Below are 19,429 nucleotides of genomic sequence, written 5' to 3'. Positions count from 1 at the left end.
CGTCGCCTGTGCCGTATTCAGGGGCAACCATCGACCGGGACGGTCACGTCCCGAGTCAGTCGCGACGATACGAGGGGAGCATGTCGTCTTGCATCACCACGCTCCGCCCACCGTCGACGGTGAGGTGGGCACCGGTGACGTACCCCGCGTCGTCGCTGGCGAGGAAGGTGACGGCACCTGCTATGTCCTCGGGCGTTCCGAGGCGACCGACCGGATGGATGGATTCGAGGTGTTCGCAGTACTCCTCGTCTATGTCCTCGGTCGTGCGCTCGATGGCGACCCACCCGGGATTGACCGTGTTGACCCGAACGTCGGGGCCGAAATCGAGTGCCATCCCACGCGTCATCCCGTTGATTCCCGCCTTCACCGCATTGTAGAGAAACATCTCGGGCATCGTCAGGAAGGCGTGGTTCGAGGAGACGTTGACGACGGCCCCCTCGTCCATCTCGGCGACGGCGTACTTCGCACAGAGCCAGTACGCCCGGAAGTCGGTTTCGAGGACGAACTCCCAGTCGTCTATCGTCGCCTCGTCTGCGGCCGTGTTCGTCTCGACCCCGGCGTTGTTTACGAGCACGTCGAGTCCACCGTACTCCTCTACGGTCGCCGTCACGAGCGCGGTGATGTCGTCCGGGTCGCGCATGTCCGCGCGGACGAACACCGCCTCGCCTCCGTCTTCGTGAACGCTTTCGGCGACCTCCTGCCCGGCGTCAGTCGAACGCCCCGTGACGACCACCGATGCCCCCTCGCGGGCGAGTCGGCGTGCGATTTCCGCGCCGATACCGCGCGTCGAGCCCGTGACGAGTGCCACGCTGTTTTCGAATCGCCGCACGGTTACCACTCCGCGACGCTTCCGTCGTCGTGTCGCCAGACGGGGTTGTGCCAGTCGTCGTGTCCCTCGCGCGCACGTAAGACTTCCTCGTCGGGTTCGACGCCCAACCCCGGCCCGTCCGGGAGCGAGACGTACCCCTCCTCGTAGTCGAAGACGCTCGGGTCGGCCAGATAGTCGAGCACGTCGCCGCCCTCGTTGTAGTGGATGTCGAGGCTCTGTTCCTGAATCAGGGCGTTGGGCGCGCAGGCGTCCACCTGGAGACACGACGCCAGCGCCACCGGGCCGAGCGGGCAGTGGGGTGCGAGCGCCACGTCGTACGCTTCGGCCATCGACGCGATCTTGTGAGTCTCCGTGATACCGCCGGCGTGCGAGAGGTCGGGCTGGACCACGTCTACCGCGCCCGATTCGAACACCTCCTTGAAATCCCAGCGCGAGTACATCCGCTCGCCAGTGGCGATGGGTATCGACGTGTGCGCCGCGAGGTCGGGCAGGAACTCGTTTTGCTCCGGGAGGACGGGTTCCTCGATGAAAAAGGGGTCGCGGGGTTCGAGTTCTCGGGCGAGTCGTTTCGCCATCGACTTCGACACCCGCCCGTGGAAATCGACGCCTACGTCCACGTCCGGGCCGACCGCCTCGCGGACGGCGGCCAGTCGCTCGCCCGCGGCCTCAACCGCGGCGGGAGTGTCGATTCGCCGGAGTTCGGCGGTGGCGTTCATCTTCAGCGCGGTGAACCCCGCATCGACCTTCTCGCTGGCGGCGTCGGCGACCCTGTCCGGACGGTCGCCGCCGACCCACTGATAGACCCGCACTCGGTCGCGCACGGGGCCGCCGAGCAGGTCGTACACCGGCGCGCCGAACGCCTTCCCCCGGATGTCCCAGAGGGCCTGGTCGATGCCCGCGATGGCACTCATCAGGACAGGCCCACCCCGGTAGAAGCCGCCCCGATAGAGCGTCTGCCAGTGATCTTCGACCGGCATCGGGTCTTCGCCGAGCAGGTAGTCGTCCATCAGTTCGCGGACGGCACTCCGCACGGTCTTCGCTCGTCCCTCAACGATGGGTTCGCCCCAGCCGACGAGGCCGTCGCTGGTCTCGACGCGGAGAAAGAGCCAGCGTGGCGGGACAGCGAACAGGTCGTAGTCCGTGATTCGCATACAGGAGTGTCGTCACGCCCTCGGGAAGCGTTTTTCGGGCGGAGATAGCCAGAGGTAAATCGCTCGCCTTCGATACGCGAATCATGGACGAGTTCGAGAGCCTCAAGGGCTTTTACGACCGCTACCCGGCGGAGTGGGCGGCGTGGCGAGAGGTCGTGGACACCGTCGAGAAGACAGCCCGCGAGTTCGGCTTCCGCGAAATCGACGCGCCGAGCGTCGAACCGACCGACCTCTTCCGGGTAAAATCGGGCGAGGAAATCGTCGACGAGACGTACAGTTTCGAGGACAAGGGTGGACGCGAGGTGACGCTCATCCCCGAACAGACGCCGACCCGAGCGCGGTTGGTACAACAGCGCAAAGACCTCGGGACGCCCATCAAGTGGTTCGACACGTCGAAACGCTGGCGCTACGAGGCGGTGCAGAAGGGCCGTGACCGCGAGTTCTTCCAGACCGACATCGACATCTTCGGCGTCGAATCGGTCGAGGCGGACGCGGAGATTATCGCCTGTGCCGGGACCATCTTCGAAAAGCTCGGGGTCGCCGACGCGGTGGAGTTCCGACTGAACGACCGCCAACTGCTCGATGCCCTCCTCCACGCCACGGGCGTCGGGGAGAGCAAGGACGTGATGCGCGTCATCGACAAGAAAGAGAAACTGAGTCGGGCGGAGTTTCTCGGGCAACTCGAAGCCGAGGGAGTCGACCGGGAGACCGCCGAGGAGATAGACGAACTCACCGCCATCAGCGGTGACGTCGAGAGCGCACTGGTCGAACTCTCGGACAATGCGCCCGAGGATGACGGTGCCGACGACGCGATAAACCGGATGCACGACCTCTACGACGCCCTCTCGGCCTACGGCGTCGAATCGATGTGTACCTTCGACCTCTCTATCGTCCGGGGGATGGACTACTACACCGGCCTCGTCTTCGAGGCGTTCGCCACCGAAAGCGACCTTCGCGCCCTGTTCGGTGGCGGTCGCTACGACGAACTCATCGGCCTGTTCGGCGGTCGTGAGGTTCCCGCCATCGGCTTCGCGTTCGGCTACTCGCCGACGATGCAGTTGATGAAAGAGTTGGGCGAGTGGCCCGCCGAGGCGGTCTCGACCGACGTCTACGTCCTGACCGTCTCCGACTCCGTGCACGAAACGGGGATGGGATACGCAATGGACCTCCGCCGCGAAGGGCTCACGGTCGAAACCGACCTCACGGACCGAAGCGTCGGCGAACAGTTCGGGTACGCCGACCGAATCAACGCCGAGTACACCGTCGTCGTCGGCGAGCGAGACTTAAACGAGGGCGTCGTGACAGTCCAGAACATGGACTCGGGCGAGGAAGAACAGGTGCCGAAAGACCACGTAGTCGAACACGTCCTCGACCTGCTGTAACCCCGCAGCCGGTCGTTTTCGGTGAGACGACAGCAAGATGGGACGAGACTTCCTGTAGATGGGAGGTTCGTCCAAACTCTCCAAACCGACCGAACCATCAAAATCAGCAAAACCGTCAGAACCCGCGAGACCACTCGGCGGACCGGCACCGTTTCGGTCGCCGAAACCGGTGGGGGTCCGAATAGCCGGAGTGAGGGGTGCGTCGGACCCACAGGTACCTTTACTTTCACCCCGGATAAGACTCGATGTTTTGAACGAAGTGCCCGTAGACTACCGTATGAGCACCCACGATATCGACACGCCGATGGCGAAGTGGCGCTACACCTGTCCGAACGGCCACACCAGTTGGGAGCCGACGAACAGCCATTTCTGGTGCCATCAGTGCAGTCGACTACCCGACACGGACGCGGAGTTCTGGAAGCTTCGAGATAGGAAGACCGGCGACCGGCTCACGCGCGAGAAGGTGGTCCTCGATGGCTAAAACGGAGAAGTTGGGGCTCCAGCTTCGCGTGTGGAACCCGAGCGACGGGTCACGGTACGTCACCTGTGGGAATCCGACCTGCCAGAACGAGCACGTCGACCCGGACTTCGCACGCACGTTCGGAAACGACGACGGCGCCGTCTTCGCCTGCCCCGAGTGTACCTCGTGGGCCGCGCTGAAACGTGGTGCCGCAGCGGACCCGGCGTTCGAGCAGCGAGTGACGCGCGAGAGGTCGTGACCAGCCACGGCGAGTAGCCACCTCGAATTTCGTATCGGTCTCCGCACCGAGAGTACGCCGGTCGCGAGGACGTCGTCGAGCGTCGATCGCCGTCGGCAGTCGGCTTCGTTCACTTTCAGTTCGGGTAAGACTAACCGTTTTTCCCCTCCGTCGCCTGAAAACAGACGCGGGGTTGACGGCCCGCATAGAGTTCGCGCGACTGCCATCCCTCTGCGCGTACCCCCAATTTTGTTTCCACCCCTTCGGACGGGCGGTCACTCCGCCCGTTCGGTGAACTCCACCCCCGTGATTTCGAACCGAGCGCCGCCGCCGTTCGCCTCGGTGACGGTGATCTCCCAGCCGTGGGCTTCGATTATCTGTTCTACGATAGAGAGACCGAGGCCGGTGCCATCGTTCGTCGTGAACCCGCTCTCGAACACGGAATCGTGTTCGTCGCTCGGGATGCCCGGACCGTCGTCCTCGATGTACACCCCGTCCGGAAACCGTTCGACGTGAACGGACACGTCGTCGCCCGCGTGTTCGACGGCGTTTCGGAACAGATTTTCGAACACCTGACTCAGTCGGTCGATGTCCGCCGATATCTCGCTGTCGACGTTCTCCAACACCAGCGTCGCATCGGGAGGAGCAACGCACGACCACGCGTCCTCGACGATGTCGTGAAACGCCGTTAGCTGCGTATCCTCGATGACGCCGGGTCGTCGTGCCAGGTCCAGCATCTCGTCTATCATCTGCTCCATTCGGTCGAGTGCGCCACGAACCTCGTCGAACGCGTCGTCAGCACCCTCTAACTCCGCGACCCGTAGATAGCCCTGCGCGATTCCCAGTGGATTGCGAAGTTCGTGTGCGAGCATACTCGCGAACTCGTCCAGACGTTCGTTCTGGTCTTTGAGTTCCTGTTTCCGGCGTTTGTGCTCGGTCACGTCGCGGAAGACACCGATGACCTCGGGGCGCTCGCTACCGAACTGCGTCCAGGCGGTGTTTATTTCCGCGTAGCGCGTCTCGCCGTCGGTCGTCGTGTATGTGATCGAGTACAGCGGGGCGTCACCGTCCGACTCCCGTTCACGCACGTCCGTGGTGAGTTTTTCGAGCGAGTCGTTCGGGAACGCCTCGATGTCGGCGAGTCGCTTACCACGGACTGCGGCACGTTTGAGGCCGGTCACTCGACAGAACACGTCGTTGACTGCCTGAATCTGACCGTCGGCGTCGAGAACGAAGACGGGGTCGGGGGCGGTCTGGAACAGCGTCCGAAATCGCTCTTCGCTCGCTTCCTTCTCGCGTTCGAGTTCGACGGAGAGTCGACGACGTTCGAGCAAGCCGTCGATGCGTGCCTGCAAGACCGCTTTCTCGATGGGTGTCGTGATGACCTCGTCCACACCCTGCCACACCTCCGGTGTTCGCGCGGGAGAGCCAGTCGAAGTGACGAGCAGGTAGGGGAGAAACGTCGGCGAGGCGGCGTCCTTGCGAACGTCGAGGTCGTCAAGATACCGGCTGAACGACACTTCGTCTACGATACAGAGGTCGAACGAAATGTCGAGACCGTCACTCGGAAAGACGACTTCGTACTTAGAAGAGAGCCACTCACTCAGTAACCGGCGGTTGGGGCTGTGGTCGATGAGGAGGAGGATGTTATCGCGCGGACCCTGTGCGTGACTCCGCTCCGCCGTGTTCTCACTCATCGTCGGTTCTCTCTCGACATTTCAGTTCTACCGTTCGTGAGATGAAATCGTCACTACCGTCCGTTTGTGACCGAATTTACGAGTACAACTCATAGTCTGTGAAAAATCGGATATACGTGGGAGAGGTTACTCCTCCGAATCGGTCGAGTCACCGTCGTTCGACGACTGGACCAGTTTCGATGCAGCAGTGTTTCGGCCGTAGAACTCCGCGCGCAGGTCGTCGTCGTCGAGATTCATCGCCACGGACGACAGTTCCTTCCGAAGCGACGCCAACTCCTCTTCGAGGGCAGCGTACTCGTCGTTTTCGGCGAGTTCTTCGGGGTCCTTTCTATCTTCCAGTGCCGCTTTCTTCGAGGAGAGTGCGAGCAACTTCTGCACCTGGGAATCGTAGGACGAGCGGGTTTCGAGCGAAGCAACGATGTCGCGGAGTTCTTCCGGGTCAGAAACCGGCTTGCAGATGTACGCGTCGAAGCCGAGTTCGAGGATGTCGAAGTCGGGTTCGACAGCAGTCACCATCGCAACTCGGCAATCGAGCTCTCGGTCGCGAATTTCGTCGAGCACTTCTCGGCCAGACAGGTCCGGCATGCGCCGGTCCAGAAGAACGATATCGACAGTCTCGTCGACCTTTTCGAGTGCCTCGCTTCCGGTGTACGCCGTTCTGACGTCGTAGGAGTCCTCGAGCCACCGGGCATGCAAGTCAGTAATCGCATGTTCGTCATCGACGATGAGAACGGTGGACTCGTTAATCATTGGCTACGTTGATTTTCATAACCCCCGCCATATCAAGTGTATCGATATGATTCGTACGTGGGCCGATTTGTGGAGATATCTCATACACGACCAGTTCATGAACGATAGTAACCTCGTCTTACAACTAATAAGTAAATGTGACCGTTTTTACTAAAAGCGTTTCGGTGGATTCGCCCTCGTGAACCGACAGAAAGCAATCAGCTAGCTCAGCGGTAGGATATTGCGTGAGGGTGTCATAGAACGATTAGCACACCAAAGAGCAGGGTGAACGCTGAGGTGGATGAATTCAGCGACCCTGCAGGATGATCCTTCGGTAGAGTCCTTCTTCAATGTCGTGGAGACAGAGACGCTAGCCCTGTTCGAGCACCTCTCCTTCGAGTTTCTCGAAGAGTTCGACGTGTTCGCCCCGGCGCAGACGGGGCGAACACGAGACCACCACCCACCAGAGTTGATGCGTGGCTTTCTCCACTGCTACTACAAGGACATCTACGGCATTCGTCCCGTCGAACGAGAGCTACGGAACGCGGTTGTCTGGTTGAGCTGTGGCTTCGATCGACCGCCGTCGAGAGACGCGGTCGATCGCTTCCTTACCGACCTCGAACACGTCGTTGACGATGTCTTCACCCACCTCGTTGAGCAGGCCGCCTGCCGCGGCCTGCTCAACTTGACCTACTGCATCGATTCGACAGACGTGAAGGCGATGCCAGCCGATCCAGACGCGTCAAAGTGCTACGATCCAACCGAGGACGAGTACTACTACGGCTATACAATCGTCTCAACCGGGCAAAAGATCCCGATTGCAGCCGAGTTCACCGAGAGCAAACAAGCACCAGAAGAGACGGCGATGCGCGTCACATGTGACGCGCTCGCCGTCGAGCAACCGATCTGGATGGTCGGTGACAGCGCCTACGACACACTCGACTGGCACGACCACCTGCTGGCCGCAGGGGTCGTGCCCGTCGCTCCGTACAACGCACGAAACACTGACGACCCGAAAGCCATCGAGTACAGGGTCGAAGACCGCATCGAAAAACACAGCGAGGACGTCCAGCTGAAGCAATCAACGCTAGACGAGACGTACAACCGGCGGAGTGGGGTTGAACGAACCAATGAATCAGTCAAGGACTGCGGCCTCGGCCGTGCGTTCGCCCGAGGCCGCGTTCATGCACGAGCGCAGGTGTTCCTCGCGCTGTGCCTTCGTCTCGTCATCGCAATCACCAACTACGAACGCGGAGACAATCCGGGAAGCACATTCATCACGGTGTGACAAGAGTTCTATGACACCCTCTATTGCGTTGGAAAACAGGTGACTGCGTCGATAGATGAACGACCTGACCGGACTGACCGCCCCAGCGAGGGAGTTCGTCCTGTACGAGACACCACGTGGCACACGATTCCGGGTCTGTCACCGGCCACGCGACGCTGGGAGATGCCGCGATCGAACTCGGTGTCTCGCCGGAACGCACTTTCGACGCGTCTCCGGCGCGGACACGCGAACCTCATCTCGAGCATCCTTCGGCACGAATAGTGCTACCTGCATTTGCAAGGCAAGATTACTTGATACCGGGATAGATAAATAAACGCAGGTAATGGTAACACACTGCCTTTACGTAGGCCACTGTGTGACTTAATACGAAAACAAGTTATTGTATATGACTTTGGAGAGGTATGAAACAGGGGACTCGAGCCAGGAATGGCGAGGTAGTCGGGCGTTTTTCTCATCATCGTCAGCCGTATCGCTGGAGACGGCACCGGCGCCCTCCGGCAAGAATCGGAACGGCGAAGTCAATCGAATCTAAACCAAGAGGAGTGAACACCCTCCCGTCTCGAACACCGCCACGGCAAGCGAGATCAGCGAAAGACATCCGAAATTAGACTAAAAAGAACAAACATTGATGTTCAGTTACCTCGTACCAGTAGGCAAAAGAATGTTTCGACCATGAGTATGTTGTAGAGAATGTGGAGTGGGATATAAATGAACGTTCAAAAATTTAGAGAAGGTCTCCAAGACGCGTCGAACGTCCTCGTGCTCGCGCCCCTGACACCCGACGGCAACCGGGCACACATGGAGCTCGTCGCTTCGACGCCGCCGGCGGAGATGAGTCTCGCAGCCGTCACGTACACACAGCCGCCGAACCAGTGGCTCGGCGACTGGGAAAAGAGCGTCGGGACGCTGCCACGCGAGACGCGGTTCATTCACGCGAGTGGGATGTCACAGTCCGAGTCGCACGACGAGCAGACTCCCGAGGGGGTGACGGCGACCATCGTCAACCCGACCGACCCGATGGAAATCATCGTTCCGCTGAGCGACCACCTGGAAGAGTGGACGGACGGCGAGACACAACCGGTCGTGTCCGTACAGACGTTGACCGTTCTCCTCGAGTACGTCGACTTCGATACTGCGTTCAGATATCTCCACATCCTCACGCATCGAGTGCAAGCCGCCGGCGCACTCGGCTACTTCCAGATGGACCCCGACATTCACGACCCGGAGACCATCAACACACTCAAAACGCTGTTCGACGTCGTCGTCGAAGTCTCCGAAGACGGTGCCGAATGGACGACGACACGGGCCTACAGCCAGAGCGAAGAGACGGCGAGTGCCGACGAGACGGACGCCACGGACGACGAATCACCGTCGGATGGCCCCTTCTCCTCGATACGGACGATTCTCTCCGGCCTGTTCGACCGGCGGGACGACGAAGCGGAGTCGGAACGGGAACCGGCCACCAACGTTACTTCCGAACCGATCACAGACGAACCGGAGCCAGAACAGCAACCGCCCGTCGGGAATCTCGCAGACGAGGAGATGCTCACCGACGAGGAACGGATTCGCTCGCTACTCATTCAGTACGGGGGTCGAATGAAACAGGCAGACATCACGGCAGAAACCTCCTGGTCGAAATCGACCGTGAGCAGGAAGCTCTCGAAGATGGAAGAGAACGAGGAGATAACACGTGTCCAGATCGGTCGCGGAAATCTCGTCTTCTTGAACGGGTCCGAACCGGAAGCCTCCAAATCCCCGTTCGAAGCTTAATCTTGGTCGACGGCGAACGTGCTGGCGATTAACTGTCCCGTGGCGCGTCGAAGTTGCTGTGAAATCGCCGACGTCGAAACACCGAGTTCGTCTGCGAGTTCGCTCTGCGAGATGCCGCGGGGAACGTCGTAGTAGCCGAACCGATACGCCGTGAGCACCGTATTTCGTTGCTGTGGCGTCAGTCTGGCTACGTCGATTTCCGTCTCGGGGTTCGCGCCGTACAACTGTCGTACCCGAAACGTGATACCAGCGTCGAGACAGCCGTTTCGAAGTTCGATGAGTGGTTCCCGCGAGAGCATCTGGATTCGCGCGATCCACCCGCCGTTTCCACTCTGGACGTCAAGGATTCGAACGCCGAGGTCGGCGGCAGTCGGGAGGAACGGGGTGACGGACGGGGCGAGGTGGAGTTGGTACACTCGACGGTCCGCAGACGACGAAAAGAGCGTCGTTTCGCTGACTGTCGGGTCCACTTCGAGTGCTCGCTCGAACGCCACGAAATCGTCGGTGACTACGGAGACGAACGGAGTCGAACCGCCCACTGGCGTCCCTTCCATCTGAATCGTCGCCTCGGGAACTGACTCGATAGTGGGGACGAGCACGAGACGGTCGTGGGAGATAGAAACCTCGGCGAAAAGCGTTTTCGGGGGCTCTGAGAGGACCGAATTCCGCGACGTCTTCGACGACTCGTCGGCGTCGTCGGGTGGATCGTCGGAATCGGATGCGCCGTGTGCCATTGTCGGGGTCCAGAGAGTCGATTATGGGTATTCGATTCACTCACATTAAACTTTAGGAAGGCTGTCGTGGTTCAAAATTCAAATACAGGTACATAATATAAGAGACTTTCCAGTGCTCGGTACGGATTCGGTGAGTGGTCGACGGGTCGTGACTCGGTCGGAAAAACGCGAGGGAGAGTCAGTCATGAGCGCTACTACCCTCACGGCCGGATATTCGGACATCCCGCCTCCGCGCTAGGCGTTCACTTCTATGTGATGATTCCTGATTACTATGGAGCGGTTAACGATTTTCGCCCCAGATGGGGCGTAGAGGACGTCACGACAGACATCTGGGAAACGCGGGTCGACCGTCGTCCCCAACCGTTTCGGTGCACGTGTTCACACACATACAAGACATCGAATAGACAATACGAGCGTTCGACATACATCTGTAGTTCGACAATTTTACCCAGTATACTGTTCAAGGGATGCCAGATTCACCATTAAATTGGTTTCAAACGCTTCAATGAGCCGGGATCGAGGACGATAGACCGTTCACCTTTTTTCTAAAATCGGATACGAGCTGGAATGAGAACGATAATAAAAATTATGGGTTATCAGTAGGCTAAGCGATGGAACAAGCACTCACAACCATTTGCAACAAAACGGGAGCGCATTATTGGTTTATTACCCATCCAGCCGATAATTCTAATCGTCATGAGCGCTGTAGAGGTTCACCCTGACGATACCGGGACGCAAGGCGTAGCGAAAGATGAACTAGAGTCGCATGTTACGCGCGAGATTTCGAAAGACAAGATATTTCACCTCCTTCAGACGCCACGACGACGATACGTTCTCCAGTATCTGAAAGAACACGAGGGCGTCGTCGAAATGCGTGACGTCGCCGAACAGGTCGCCGCGTGGGAAAACGAGATATCGGTTCAAGAGCTCACTTCGGACCAGCGCCAGCGCGTGTACATCCCGCTCTACCAGTCACACCTCCCCAAACTCGACGAAGAAGGCATCATCGAGTACAACCAGAGTCGCGGAACGGTCGAACGAACCGCGCTCGCAAACCAACTCGACCGGTACCTCGACACGTCGGACACCGAGACCGAACAGTCAGACGGTGACACCGACGAGATGCCGTGGGAAGCGTACTACCTCGGCGTCTCGGTACTCAGCACGATCCTCCTCGCTGGGACGGTGCTCGGCGTCTCCGTGCTTTCGGCACTCCCGGCCGTCGGCGTCGGCGGGAGCATCGTCGCCATGTTCACGTTCGTGACGCTCGCACAACTCGCTTCGGGAGAACACACTCACTAAGAGCGTCGACGATAGTCCAACGCGAACCACTACGGAACGGTTAGTTCGTGGGCGGGACGAGCTTGTCTTCTTCGTACATCGCGTCCGTGAGATTCTCCGCGAGTTTGAACACCGCATCTCGGTGGTCGGTTTTCGACCGGTGGATCGACGTGGGTCGTACACCTGTCGCCTCGTACTCTTCACAATCGGCCGTCTGGTCGTTCCGAACTTCGTACTGATTCCGGACCTCGACGAGCAGCCCGTGTAGGTGTATCAATTCTTGCTTTTTCATATAAGAGAATTTGATGACTCAATGGATATATTATCTTGGGCCGATTTCGGACACATCCCTCCCGCGCGGCGTCCATTCGTGTGGGATGATTGTTACGAGAGCGGGAACAGTAGATCCGAAAATACGCGACGAGGGTTTCTCGTCGCATAAAGCAGGCATTATCATGCGCTTAACTAATACCATGTAGACATAACATCGAGTCGAACATGTACGACCTGACTGGCTTCCAGCGAGACCTGTTGTACGTCATCAACGGGTTGACCGAACCACACGGCCTCGCAATCAAGGAAGAGCTCGAAGATTACTACGAAAAAGACATTCACCACGGTCGTCTGTACCCCAACCTCGACACTCTCGTCGACAAAGGGCTAGTCGAGAAGGGACAGGTCGACCGTCGGACGAACTACTACACGCTCACTCGACGTGGCAAGCGCGAAATCGAAGCGCGTCGCGAGTGGGAAGCGAAGTACGTCAGTGAAAAAGGCACCGCAGAAATCGCAGACTGACGCCGGACACGTTTCTCCCCAGCACGGGTACCCGTATTTAAAAAACGGAAATACTAATGCGTAGTTTTTGGGCGGTACCGCTTCACGTTTACAATTGACGGCCATCGGCCTTGAATGAGCAAGCACATATGCCGAGAAATCATGACATACCGAAGCGGGTTGATGCTATTGAACGTTGTGCGTACTGTCGGGACTACGTACCGGTGACGCGCATCGAACTGGAGCTGAACGAAAACGACACGTTCCTTCGAGCGAACGTAGACGTCTGCGAGAACTGTCTGTCCAAATCTCGATGACGATAGCCATCCGACGGAAGAACGCGGGGCGACGAATGCGGCCCCGTGCTCACCGTCGATACCCGTGGCCGACGACGAGTGCGACGACGTGAAATACCAGTAAACCCACGAACACTGTCAGTTCCGTACCGACCAGTCCGTCGAAGAGGAGTGGGGCGTAGAGGAACGGAAGCGAAACCGCCGCCCAGAACCCGAGAAACTGAACCGGTGGAGCGATAACTCGCCGAACCGCCCTGACCGGCGAGCGAGGGTCGAGAGCGTTCTCGTTTTGCATCGTGGAGGACGTGCTTGTCATGTCTCACCACACACCACTGGAGAGTATATAACGAGCGGAGCGTTATCGAAAATTTACACCATTCACTCGATGAAACGTCGTTTTATCGAGGTAGGCAGATATTTTATGGGAGGAGTAGAGAGCAGGTGACGTTTTACGCAGTTGTCTCGTCGCGTCGTTCTGGAGACTGGCGCGAGCGACCGAACCGAAAAAACACTACGACGAGAAGAAAGATATCATTCGAATGTAATAGTAGAAATTATGAGAGCACGAAACCGGTCGAAAACATCTCTCACCGTCAATGCTACCGGATGAATGACACACTGTCGATAGGTGTGCTGACTGTTGCAAACTGTTTCAAACGGTGGTACAGTATGGAACCACGTGGGACAGCGTTCTGAGTTTATGTAGGGTATCCACATATAGACAGATAGAGAATGAGTCAGGCTAACCCCCTCCCGTCCTGGGCCGTGTCCCCGGAAACGTTCAAATCGACCCTCGGAGCACTGGTCACTACCGCGCGAGAGAACGACGTCGACATCGACCGGTCGTGGACGTTCCGCTACGACGACGCCGAGTGTGACGACGTGATGGTCGAGATTACGCTCCTCGCACCGCGTCCCGAATTCACAGAGCCCTCGGCAGACCGCCCATCCGTGCCGGGTGGCGTGGGACACCAGGACTTCGAAACCGTACTCGAAGACCTCCTCACGAAAGGGCAAGACGCCGGAATCAGCTTCGACCGGTCGTGGACGTTCCGCGATACGAACCCGGACAGTAACGACGTGATGGTCGAAGTGTCGCGTCTCGCAAAGCCCACCTGTTAGCCTGTTCGAACGACGGACGGTGGTGGCAAGCCTCCTTCTCGTAGAGCGTCATATCCAGCAGAGACATTAGCGTTCGTTCATCTCGAGTTCTAACGAACCTCTAAGCGCGCCGTTTCATCCGGGGGTTTAAATGTTGGCTGTGAGTATAGAATGGTGATGAAACGGTCCACTCGCCAACGGGAGCGCCGTGCGGAGCAAACCGAAACCGAGGAGGAGGCAGTCCAGGGGTGTCCCGAGTGCGGGTCGAAAAACCTCGTCAACAGCGCAGACCAGTCCGAACTGGTCTGTGACGACTGTGGACTGGTGGTCGAAGAGGACCACGTCGATCGCGGGCCGGAGTGGCGCGCGTTCAACCACAGCGAGCGACAGAGCAAGTCGCGCGTAGGAGCACCGACTACGCAGACGATGCACGACAAAGGGTTGACGACCACTATCGACTGGAAGAATCAAGACGCATACGGCCGGTCGCTCTCGTCGGAAAAGCGCAGTCAGATGCATCGGCTGCGCAAGTGGCAAGAACGCATCCGAACGAAGGATGCGGGCGAGCGCAACCTCCAGTTTGCCCTCTCTGAAATCGACCGGATGGCGTCCGCGCTGGGCGTCCCCCGGTCCGTCCGCGAAGTCGCCTCGGTCATCTATCGTCGTGCGCTCTCCGAAGACCTGATTCGGGGGCGCTCCATCGAAGGTGTCGCAACGAGTACGCTCTACGCCGCGTGCCGCCAGGAGGGTATTCCGCGCAGCCTCGAAGAGGTCGCAGAGGTGTCGCGGGTGAATCAAAAAGAGATCGGTCGCACCTATCGCTACATCTCGCAGGAACTCGGCCTCGAGATGAAACCAGTCGACCCAAAACAGTACGTCCCCCGGTTTTGTTCCGACCTCGGCGTCAGTGAAGAGGTGCAGTCGAAGGCAAACGAGATTATCGACACGACGGCAGAACAGGGGCTGCTCTCGGGCAAGTCGCCGACAGGCTACGCCGCCGCCGCCATTTACGCTGCGTCGCTTCTCTGCAACGAGAAGAAGACCCAGCGTGAGGTCGCCGACGTCGCCCAGGTGACGGAAGTCACGATTCGAAACCGGTATCAAGAGCAGATCGAAGCGCTCGGTATTCACTGAGCGTTTAAACCCTTCAGCAATCCACCCTCGTTTTTACCGCCCGTCGGTACGTCCACGTAAATGCGAGACAGGTCGGTTCCGTCGTCGTCAGATCCCGAGATCCGATTCGTTCGAAATCGCGCGATTTTCGAGCGTCGAACGGGCTGAGTTGCAGACCGTGTGTGAACGTCTGGCATTCTCCCTCTCTCCCCGGACGTGGCTGTCAGGGGAGAGCTCACACCACAACGCAGCGACGCCTCCCGAACGACGAGTCCGTCTTGCTCTCCACGTTTCTATTAGATGTCGTCAATGTCGAACGTCAGCTCTCGGCGGGCGAGGGAACCCGCCGGAGCCAGAGAAAGGTTCGCTCGGGAAGAGAACTTTCGTGAGAGGGGTGGTGACACATGGCGGGATGCCAGCCCGTCGCCATCGCCTCCGGCACCGCCGAGCGAATCAGCCAGTGCAATTGCACTTACCACGCCCACGTGGGCGTGAGAGAAACGACGGTTCCTACCTACTTCACTATACACTTATTAACCGACACGTTCGAGTCACATCGCGGTGGCGTGTTCGAGACAGCGAGTGACAGAATTAATTATAAAAATTTTTATATATAATTATATTTAATGTTTTAGTAGCTTTCCCCGATTTATGATTGATATTATCGAATTCGTCGAAGGGAACCTCGAATCGATGTTGAACTCGGGGGAGGTCGAGTGTCCCGCTGGTGAGTGTGACAATCGACGATTCCGCGTCACCATCTGGCGGGACGACGAACGAGGGTTCGTCGGCGACGCGTCGTGTCGTGACTCTGACCTACAGATCGAACTCAATCTCGCTAACGAACCCATCGACTGTGCAGAATCGATCTTCGACGAGTTACAGACCGCCTTTCGGTCACCTTCCTGACCGGTCAAAACCTATCGAGGTCTCGATGTGTGAGTCCGACGAGTTCGCTTCCTCGTCGTAGATTTTATTTTTCTTTCGGCAGATATTTATCAACCGCATAGTAACTCCCAACGAGGGATTGACGGGGAAACCGAGATATTGACTAACATCCTAAACATTCTCGTACAGAACACTACTATCTATGACCCCAATGGTAGACGCTAGATAATATTTATAACAAAGTCCATAAATATTGCCCAGGTTAGGAAGTTTTATATCCACTGTTAGTCTACATCACACTAGACGACCATGTCAGAGGCACAAACAGTCAACGATGCGGAAACCGCACGTGACCTCACCGCGTTCCAACAGAACGTCCTGATCGTCCTCGCCGAGGAGTCTCGCTACGGGCTCGCCATCAAGCGCGAGTTAGAAGACTACTACGACGAGGAAGTGAACCACGGGCGTCTGTACCCCAACCTCGACACCCTCATCGAACGCAGGCTAGTCGAAAAGAGCGAACTGGACAAGCGAACCAACGAGTACGCCATCACGGACGAGGGAATCGCCGTTCTCCTCGACTCGTTCGACTGGCGGTTCCAGAAGTTCATCACCAACGACGAGCGTGCAGCACAGATTCGATCCCTCCTCGACGACCAGTCGTAACCACCCTCTAGCGATTTTTCTCGGCCGTATCGGCACAGCGACGGGTATCCTCGAGCGACCCGGCCGGGGGAGACGCCCTCACTCCATCCGACTTAGACGCTCTCTCAGCTCCGCAGCGTCCAGGTCGTCAAGCGCTTCGAGCCCCGCCTGGACGACCAGTGGGTAGAAGTGACGATTTTTCTCCAGCTCCGCCCCGAACGACCGTTCGTACGTGAGGTTGAGTTCCTTGTATCGGAAGTTCAGTTCGGAGCGCTGATCTTCCGGGAGGTACATGTAGGTGCCGACGCGGGCATCTTTCACGCTCTCCGATTCGGCGGGGCCGTCGGCCCCCGTCGGTTTGGATGATTTTGACGGTTTGGATTGTTCGGACGGTTCGTCCGACTCGGCTGGTTCGTCGCGTTCGGACTGCTTGTCGCGTTGAGCCCGACGTCGGCGACGGAGTCGGTCGGCACGGCTTTCGTCGCTCATGCAGTCACCTCCACGAGGCCAAGCTGGCGTTCGATGTCTTCGGCGATGTCGAGGAATACATCGACCATGTCACACGATTCATCGAACTCGAAAATCGAGCAGCCAGCCGAGAACGCTCGCTGGAGCGCGACCCGTTTGCGAACCTCCCAGATAGGGACGTCGGTGAACGCCTCCTCGAACCACGCGAGCATCGCCTCCGCCTCGTTGGTCGTCTCGACGCGATTTGCGACGACGCCGAGGTCACGAACCTGGGTGTCGTACTCCGCTTCGAGCACTTCGATTTGGTCGAACAGAATCTCGAGGGCACGCTTGCTGGTCGATTCTGCCAGTGCAGGAATGAGGACGTTCTCGGCAGCGAGCAACGCGTTGTCGGTGAGATTGCCGAGATACGGCGGACAGTCGATGAGGATTACGTCGTACTCGGTATTGAGCGCGTCGAGCACCTGGCCCAGTCGCTCTCGGCCACGCATCGCCATCGTGAGTTCGGGCTCGACACTGGTCATGTCGATGTTGCTCGGGAACACGTCCATCTCCTCGTGGGAGACGACGAGCGAATCCACGTGGTCGCGCGCCTCGTGGTCGGTCAACACGTCGAACAGGGTCGGCGGTTGCGCTTCGTATTCGGCTTCCAGCCCCAGTCCCTCCGTCGCGTTCCCCTGCGGGTCGAGGTCGACGAAGAGTACGTCGCGACCCCGTCGGTTCAACGCCCCGGCGACGTTGATCGCTACCGTGGTCTTCCCGACGCCACCCTTTTGGTTCGAGATGGCGATTTTGGCCGTGTCGGACATACGAATCGGCAAAACCGTCCAAACCACATAAATCTGCGTCAGACATACGGAAGAAAGCCGTGTGTCGGCGTCTCGGAGGCCGAAAGACGTTTCTATAGAACCAGTGCGCGAGGTTTCGACCTTCGAGCTGACTTGGGCAGAATATACAAACCATCAAAACTAGTTTTGTCGTCCAAACTCGATTTGACAGGCGAACTAATTTTGCTAGCAAAGACGTGAGCGGCCACACTCATCTCTCCCCTCGGGAAGACGGTCCGGCACGAATCGGTGTGACACCGGACTCCACCACCCGGCACTCAGACCGGGCGCGTGCGCCGTGCGACTGCGATGATGAGCGTCCCGGCGGCGAGAACCAGCACGCCGAGTGCGAGAAGCACTGGCGGTGTGCCGATTCCTTGCAGGAGCGTTCCGAAGATGAGCGCGGCCCCGACGAGCAACAGGACGACCCCGAGCCAGAACCGTCTCGTTTGACCGAGCATCCCCGAGAAGTTCGGGCGAGAGAGACATAAATCGACTGGCAGGTTGCGAGACGGGAAACGGAATATCAGAACACTTAGTGTCGCTGTCGCACGTCCACGAGTATGAATCGACGACGATTCGTCGCGTCGGTGAGCGCCACCGCACTTGCGGGGTGTTCGTTCCTGCGGGGAAGCGACGGACCGAACGTGACACCGACGGCCGGCCCCGACGGTGGCACGGCGACCGTCGAGATGATATCGGATGGAAGCGGGTCGTACTTCGACCCGATCGGACTGTACGTCGAGCGCGGCGACACGGTGACGTTCGTGACGAAAAGCGGGAACCACTCGGCGTCCGCCTACCATCCGGACACGCTCTACGCCGAGACGACGAGGATTCCAGAAAACGCGAAACCGTGGGGAAGCGAGGTGCTCCAGCGGAACGAATCGTTCGAGTACACCTTCGAGACGGAGGGGACACACGACTACTACTGCATCCCACACAAAACGCTCGGAATGGTCGGACGCATCGTCGTCGGCAAGCCCGGTGGGGTCGCCGAGGGGAGTGCGCCACCGGACGGGAGCGTACCGAAGACCGAGCGTATTCTCCGAGAGGGGGCAGTGTCCTACGACGAATTTACCGCCTAGTTCGAACGAGACGTACCGTCCGAAGCGTCGGCATCGTTCGCCGCACGCGGCAACTCGTTGTAGCCTGTTAAATCATAGCGGCATTTTATTCTGACGAGTAGTTGAGAATAGTAGCGTCAAACGCGTTCTAAACTCGGGAAATCATCATGTGAGTCAATGTCCCTCAAGGTAATACTATAGGCCTTCAGTCGGTAGGTGTCGTCGGGATGAAAAAACAAGAGCTCATTCACCTGCACGGACTCCTTTCAGAAGTACGAAACCAATTCGACGTTCGCACCGAATCTGCTCTCGACGTACCGGAATACGACACACAAAACACACGCCCAACTTCTATTCACCACTCGAAAAACGACCACCGATCAGCAGTGCTCGCGTTGGCGAACGGTCTCGCAGCGAACATGGCGGAAGGGGACGTCGAGGCCGTCGCTCCCCGCGCCGACTAAGTTCTACACCGAAATACCGTACTGGACGAGCGGATTGTTCGTCGACGAGCGTTGCCTCTCGGAGCGTTCGAATAAGAGCCACGACTCCCTCGACGGGCGGTTCACCACAGGTTCGGAGGATGTCGAAAATACAAACGAAATGGAGGTGAAGACCGGTGTTTCGCGGCTGAGGTGAGTGTGGGCTCGACAGGATCAGTGCACCGATTGGGTGGAGAGTCGTAGTA

24 protein-coding genes are annotated in these 19,429 nt (G+C 58.5%); 14 read left to right on the top strand and 10 right to left on the bottom strand.

The genetic code is table 11. The annotated features are described in order from the left end of the window. Window positions 1–55: 55 nt before the first annotated feature. Both ACR3FF_RS09720 and dgoD read right to left on the bottom strand, forming a co-directional pair. Complete coding sequence (locus ACR3FF_RS09720) at window positions 56–829, bottom strand: SDR family NAD(P)-dependent oxidoreductase (protein WP_458187814.1); 774 nt, start codon at window positions 827–829, stop codon at window positions 56–58. A gap of 2 nt (window positions 830–831) precedes the next feature. Then, window positions 832–1,980, bottom strand: coding sequence for a galactonate dehydratase (gene dgoD / locus ACR3FF_RS09715; RefSeq protein WP_458187813.1), 1,149 nt, complete (start codon window positions 1,978–1,980; stop codon window positions 832–834). A gap of 83 nt (window positions 1,981–2,063) precedes the next feature. Here dgoD and hisS point away from each other — a divergent pair, with 83 nt between their 5' ends. The 3 genes from hisS to ACR3FF_RS09700 all read left to right on the top strand — a co-directional run bounded on the left by hisS (window position 2,064) and on the right by ACR3FF_RS09700 (window position 4,081). Further along, the gene (gene hisS, locus ACR3FF_RS09710; RefSeq protein ID WP_458187812.1) at window positions 2,064–3,362 is read left to right on the top strand and encodes a histidine--tRNA ligase; all 1,299 of its coding nucleotides are present in this window, start codon (window positions 2,064–2,066) and stop codon (window positions 3,360–3,362) included. 277 nt (window positions 3,363–3,639) lie between these two features. Next, window positions 3,640–3,843, top strand: a complete 204-nt coding sequence (locus tag ACR3FF_RS09705; protein WP_458187811.1) for a hypothetical protein — start codon at window positions 3,640–3,642, stop codon at window positions 3,841–3,843. Continuing rightward, window positions 3,836–4,081: a DUF7563 family protein gene (locus ACR3FF_RS09700; RefSeq protein ID WP_458187810.1), complete on the top strand. Its 246-nt coding sequence runs from the start codon at window positions 3,836–3,838 to the stop codon at window positions 4,079–4,081. Before ACR3FF_RS09705 ends, ACR3FF_RS09700 begins: the two co-directional genes overlap by 8 nt. A gap of 254 nt (window positions 4,082–4,335) precedes the next feature. Here the strand turns inward: ACR3FF_RS09700 and ACR3FF_RS09695 are convergent, their stop codons facing one another. Beyond that, window positions 4,336–5,757 carry a sensor histidine kinase gene (locus ACR3FF_RS09695; RefSeq protein ID WP_458187809.1) on the bottom strand — a complete coding sequence of 474 codons (1,422 nt, stop codon included), beginning with the start codon at window positions 5,755–5,757 and terminating at the stop codon, window positions 4,336–4,338. Window positions 5,758–5,883: 126 nt separating this feature from the next. Further along, the gene (locus ACR3FF_RS09690; RefSeq protein ID WP_458187808.1) at window positions 5,884–6,507 is read right to left on the bottom strand and encodes a response regulator transcription factor; all 624 of its coding nucleotides are present in this window, start codon (window positions 6,505–6,507) and stop codon (window positions 5,884–5,886) included. A 280-nt stretch (window positions 6,508–6,787) separates the two neighbouring features. On the opposite strand from ACR3FF_RS09690, the gene ACR3FF_RS09685 reads away from it, so the two are divergent. Both ACR3FF_RS09685 and ACR3FF_RS09680 read left to right on the top strand, forming a co-directional pair. After that, window positions 6,788–7,774: a transposase gene (locus tag ACR3FF_RS09685; RefSeq protein ID WP_458187807.1), complete on the top strand. Its 987-nt coding sequence runs from the start codon at window positions 6,788–6,790 to the stop codon at window positions 7,772–7,774. Between the two features lie 708 nt (window positions 7,775–8,482). After that, window positions 8,483–9,544 (top strand): helix-turn-helix transcriptional regulator, encoded by a 1,062-nt coding sequence (locus tag ACR3FF_RS09680; RefSeq protein ID WP_458187806.1) that lies wholly within the window; start codon window positions 8,483–8,485, stop codon window positions 9,542–9,544. Here ACR3FF_RS09680 and ACR3FF_RS09675 read toward each other — a convergent pair. Further along, the gene (locus tag ACR3FF_RS09675) at window positions 9,541–10,278 is read right to left on the bottom strand and encodes a helix-turn-helix domain-containing protein (RefSeq protein WP_458187805.1); all 738 of its coding nucleotides are present in this window, start codon (window positions 10,276–10,278) and stop codon (window positions 9,541–9,543) included. The genes ACR3FF_RS09680 and ACR3FF_RS09675 overlap by 4 nt on opposite strands. 696 nt (window positions 10,279–10,974) lie before the next feature. On the opposite strand from ACR3FF_RS09675, the gene ACR3FF_RS09670 reads away from it, so the two are divergent. After that, window positions 10,975–11,580 (top strand): DUF7344 domain-containing protein, encoded by a 606-nt coding sequence (locus ACR3FF_RS09670; protein ID WP_458187804.1) that lies wholly within the window; start codon window positions 10,975–10,977, stop codon window positions 11,578–11,580. Between the two features lie 40 nt (window positions 11,581–11,620). Here the strand turns inward: ACR3FF_RS09670 and ACR3FF_RS09665 are convergent, their stop codons facing one another. After that, window positions 11,621–11,851 carry a UPF0058 family protein gene (locus tag ACR3FF_RS09665; RefSeq protein ID WP_458187803.1) on the bottom strand — a complete coding sequence of 77 codons (231 nt, stop codon included), beginning with the start codon at window positions 11,849–11,851 and terminating at the stop codon, window positions 11,621–11,623. Window positions 11,852–12,057: 206 nt separating this feature from the next. Here ACR3FF_RS09665 and ACR3FF_RS09660 point away from each other — a divergent pair, with 206 nt between their 5' ends. Beyond that, on the top strand, window positions 12,058–12,357 hold the full coding sequence (locus tag ACR3FF_RS09660; RefSeq protein ID WP_458187802.1) for a PadR family transcriptional regulator: 300 nt from the start codon (window positions 12,058–12,060) through the stop codon (window positions 12,355–12,357). Window positions 12,358–12,702: 345 nt separating this feature from the next. Here the strand turns inward: ACR3FF_RS09660 and ACR3FF_RS09655 are convergent, their stop codons facing one another. Beyond that, window positions 12,703–12,948 (bottom strand): DUF8028 family protein, encoded by a 246-nt coding sequence (locus ACR3FF_RS09655; RefSeq protein ID WP_458187801.1) that lies wholly within the window; start codon window positions 12,946–12,948, stop codon window positions 12,703–12,705. A gap of 416 nt (window positions 12,949–13,364) precedes the next feature. On the opposite strand from ACR3FF_RS09655, the gene ACR3FF_RS09650 reads away from it, so the two are divergent. From ACR3FF_RS09650 to ACR3FF_RS09635, 4 genes are all read left to right on the top strand, one after another. Further along, window positions 13,365–13,754, top strand: a complete 390-nt coding sequence (locus ACR3FF_RS09650; RefSeq protein ID WP_458187800.1) for a hypothetical protein — start codon at window positions 13,365–13,367, stop codon at window positions 13,752–13,754. Window positions 13,755–13,910: 156 nt separating this feature from the next. Beyond that, window positions 13,911–14,867 (top strand): transcription initiation factor IIB, encoded by a 957-nt coding sequence (locus tag ACR3FF_RS09645; RefSeq protein WP_458187799.1) that lies wholly within the window; start codon window positions 13,911–13,913, stop codon window positions 14,865–14,867. Window positions 14,868–15,497: 630 nt separating this feature from the next. After that, complete coding sequence (locus tag ACR3FF_RS09640; protein WP_458187798.1) at window positions 15,498–15,755, top strand: hypothetical protein; 258 nt, start codon at window positions 15,498–15,500, stop codon at window positions 15,753–15,755. 288 nt (window positions 15,756–16,043) lie between these two features. Then, window positions 16,044–16,400 (top strand): PadR family transcriptional regulator, encoded by a 357-nt coding sequence (locus tag ACR3FF_RS09635; RefSeq protein WP_458187797.1) that lies wholly within the window; start codon window positions 16,044–16,046, stop codon window positions 16,398–16,400. Between the two features lie 78 nt (window positions 16,401–16,478). Here the strand turns inward: ACR3FF_RS09635 and ACR3FF_RS09630 are convergent, their stop codons facing one another. The 3 genes from ACR3FF_RS09630 to ACR3FF_RS09620 all read right to left on the bottom strand — a co-directional run bounded on the left by ACR3FF_RS09630 (window position 16,479) and on the right by ACR3FF_RS09620 (window position 18,135). Continuing rightward, window positions 16,479–16,868: a DUF8160 family protein gene (locus ACR3FF_RS09630; protein WP_458187796.1), complete on the bottom strand. Its 390-nt coding sequence runs from the start codon at window positions 16,866–16,868 to the stop codon at window positions 16,479–16,481. Beyond that, on the bottom strand, window positions 16,865–17,656 hold the full coding sequence (locus tag ACR3FF_RS09625; RefSeq protein WP_458187795.1) for a ParA family protein: 792 nt from the start codon (window positions 17,654–17,656) through the stop codon (window positions 16,865–16,867). Before ACR3FF_RS09625 ends, ACR3FF_RS09630 begins: the two co-directional genes overlap by 4 nt. Window positions 17,657–17,952: 296 nt before the next feature. Then, window positions 17,953–18,135 (bottom strand): hypothetical protein, encoded by a 183-nt coding sequence (locus ACR3FF_RS09620; RefSeq protein ID WP_458187794.1) that lies wholly within the window; start codon window positions 18,133–18,135, stop codon window positions 17,953–17,955. 102 nt (window positions 18,136–18,237) lie between these two features. Here ACR3FF_RS09620 and ACR3FF_RS09615 point away from each other — a divergent pair, with 102 nt between their 5' ends. The 3 genes from ACR3FF_RS09615 (at window position 18,238) to ACR3FF_RS09605 (ending at window position 19,380) form a co-directional block, all read left to right on the top strand. Further along, complete coding sequence (locus ACR3FF_RS09615) at window positions 18,238–18,762, top strand: plastocyanin/azurin family copper-binding protein (RefSeq protein ID WP_458187793.1); 525 nt, start codon at window positions 18,238–18,240, stop codon at window positions 18,760–18,762. Between the two features lie 206 nt (window positions 18,763–18,968). After that, window positions 18,969–19,205, top strand: a complete 237-nt coding sequence (locus ACR3FF_RS09610) for a UPF0058 family protein (protein WP_458187792.1) — start codon at window positions 18,969–18,971, stop codon at window positions 19,203–19,205. A 34-nt stretch (window positions 19,206–19,239) separates the two neighbouring features. Further along, window positions 19,240–19,380, top strand: a complete 141-nt coding sequence (locus ACR3FF_RS09605; protein ID WP_458187791.1) for a hypothetical protein — start codon at window positions 19,240–19,242, stop codon at window positions 19,378–19,380. Window positions 19,381–19,429 lie beyond the last annotated feature (49 nt).

It is taken from the genome of Haladaptatus ordinarius, from assembly GCF_054177595.1.
This window is presented reverse-complemented; position numbering and strand designations above follow the sequence as displayed.

Bases quoted from the DNA above. Each gene is read 5' to 3' on its own strand.
- ACR3FF_RS09665 (WP_458187803.1), bottom strand. From the start codon at position 11,851: ATGAAAAAGCAAGAATTGATACACCTACACGGGCTGCTCGTCGAGGTC.
- ACR3FF_RS09675 (WP_458187805.1), bottom strand. From the start codon at position 10,278: ATGGCACACGGCGCATCCGATTCCGACGATCCACCCGACGACGCCGAC.
- ACR3FF_RS09705 (WP_458187811.1), top strand. From the start codon at position 3,640: ATGAGCACCCACGATATCGACACGCCGATGGCGAAGTGGCGCTACACC.
- ACR3FF_RS09680 (WP_458187806.1), top strand. From the start codon at position 8,483: ATGAACGTTCAAAAATTTAGAGAAGGTCTCCAAGACGCGTCGAACGTC.
- ACR3FF_RS09645 (WP_458187799.1), top strand. From the start codon at position 13,911: ATGAAACGGTCCACTCGCCAACGGGAGCGCCGTGCGGAGCAAACCGAA.
- hisS (WP_458187812.1), top strand. From the start codon at position 2,064: ATGGACGAGTTCGAGAGCCTCAAGGGCTTTTACGACCGCTACCCGGCG.
- ACR3FF_RS09700 (WP_458187810.1), top strand. From the start codon at position 3,836: ATGGCTAAAACGGAGAAGTTGGGGCTCCAGCTTCGCGTGTGGAACCCG.
- ACR3FF_RS09635 (WP_458187797.1), top strand. From the start codon at position 16,044: ATGTCAGAGGCACAAACAGTCAACGATGCGGAAACCGCACGTGACCTC.
- ACR3FF_RS09660 (WP_458187802.1), top strand. From the start codon at position 12,058: ATGTACGACCTGACTGGCTTCCAGCGAGACCTGTTGTACGTCATCAAC.
- ACR3FF_RS09610 (WP_458187792.1), top strand. From the start codon at position 18,969: ATGAAAAAACAAGAGCTCATTCACCTGCACGGACTCCTTTCAGAAGTA.
- ACR3FF_RS09620 (WP_458187794.1), bottom strand. From the start codon at position 18,135: ATGCTCGGTCAAACGAGACGGTTCTGGCTCGGGGTCGTCCTGTTGCTC.
- ACR3FF_RS09615 (WP_458187793.1), top strand. From the start codon at position 18,238: ATGAATCGACGACGATTCGTCGCGTCGGTGAGCGCCACCGCACTTGCG.
- dgoD (WP_458187813.1), bottom strand. From the start codon at position 1,980: ATGCGAATCACGGACTACGACCTGTTCGCTGTCCCGCCACGCTGGCTC.
- ACR3FF_RS09630 (WP_458187796.1), bottom strand. From the start codon at position 16,868: ATGAGCGACGAAAGCCGTGCCGACCGACTCCGTCGCCGACGTCGGGCT.
- ACR3FF_RS09685 (WP_458187807.1), top strand. From the start codon at position 6,788: ATGAATTCAGCGACCCTGCAGGATGATCCTTCGGTAGAGTCCTTCTTC.
- ACR3FF_RS09670 (WP_458187804.1), top strand. From the start codon at position 10,975: ATGAGCGCTGTAGAGGTTCACCCTGACGATACCGGGACGCAAGGCGTA.
- ACR3FF_RS09640 (WP_458187798.1), top strand. From the start codon at position 15,498: ATGATTGATATTATCGAATTCGTCGAAGGGAACCTCGAATCGATGTTG.
- ACR3FF_RS09690 (WP_458187808.1), bottom strand. From the start codon at position 6,507: ATGATTAACGAGTCCACCGTTCTCATCGTCGATGACGAACATGCGATT.
- ACR3FF_RS09655 (WP_458187801.1), bottom strand. From the start codon at position 12,948: ATGACAAGCACGTCCTCCACGATGCAAAACGAGAACGCTCTCGACCCT.
- ACR3FF_RS09695 (WP_458187809.1), bottom strand. From the start codon at position 5,757: ATGAGTGAGAACACGGCGGAGCGGAGTCACGCACAGGGTCCGCGCGAT.
- ACR3FF_RS09625 (WP_458187795.1), bottom strand. From the start codon at position 17,656: ATGTCCGACACGGCCAAAATCGCCATCTCGAACCAAAAGGGTGGCGTC.
- ACR3FF_RS09650 (WP_458187800.1), top strand. From the start codon at position 13,365: ATGAGTCAGGCTAACCCCCTCCCGTCCTGGGCCGTGTCCCCGGAAACG.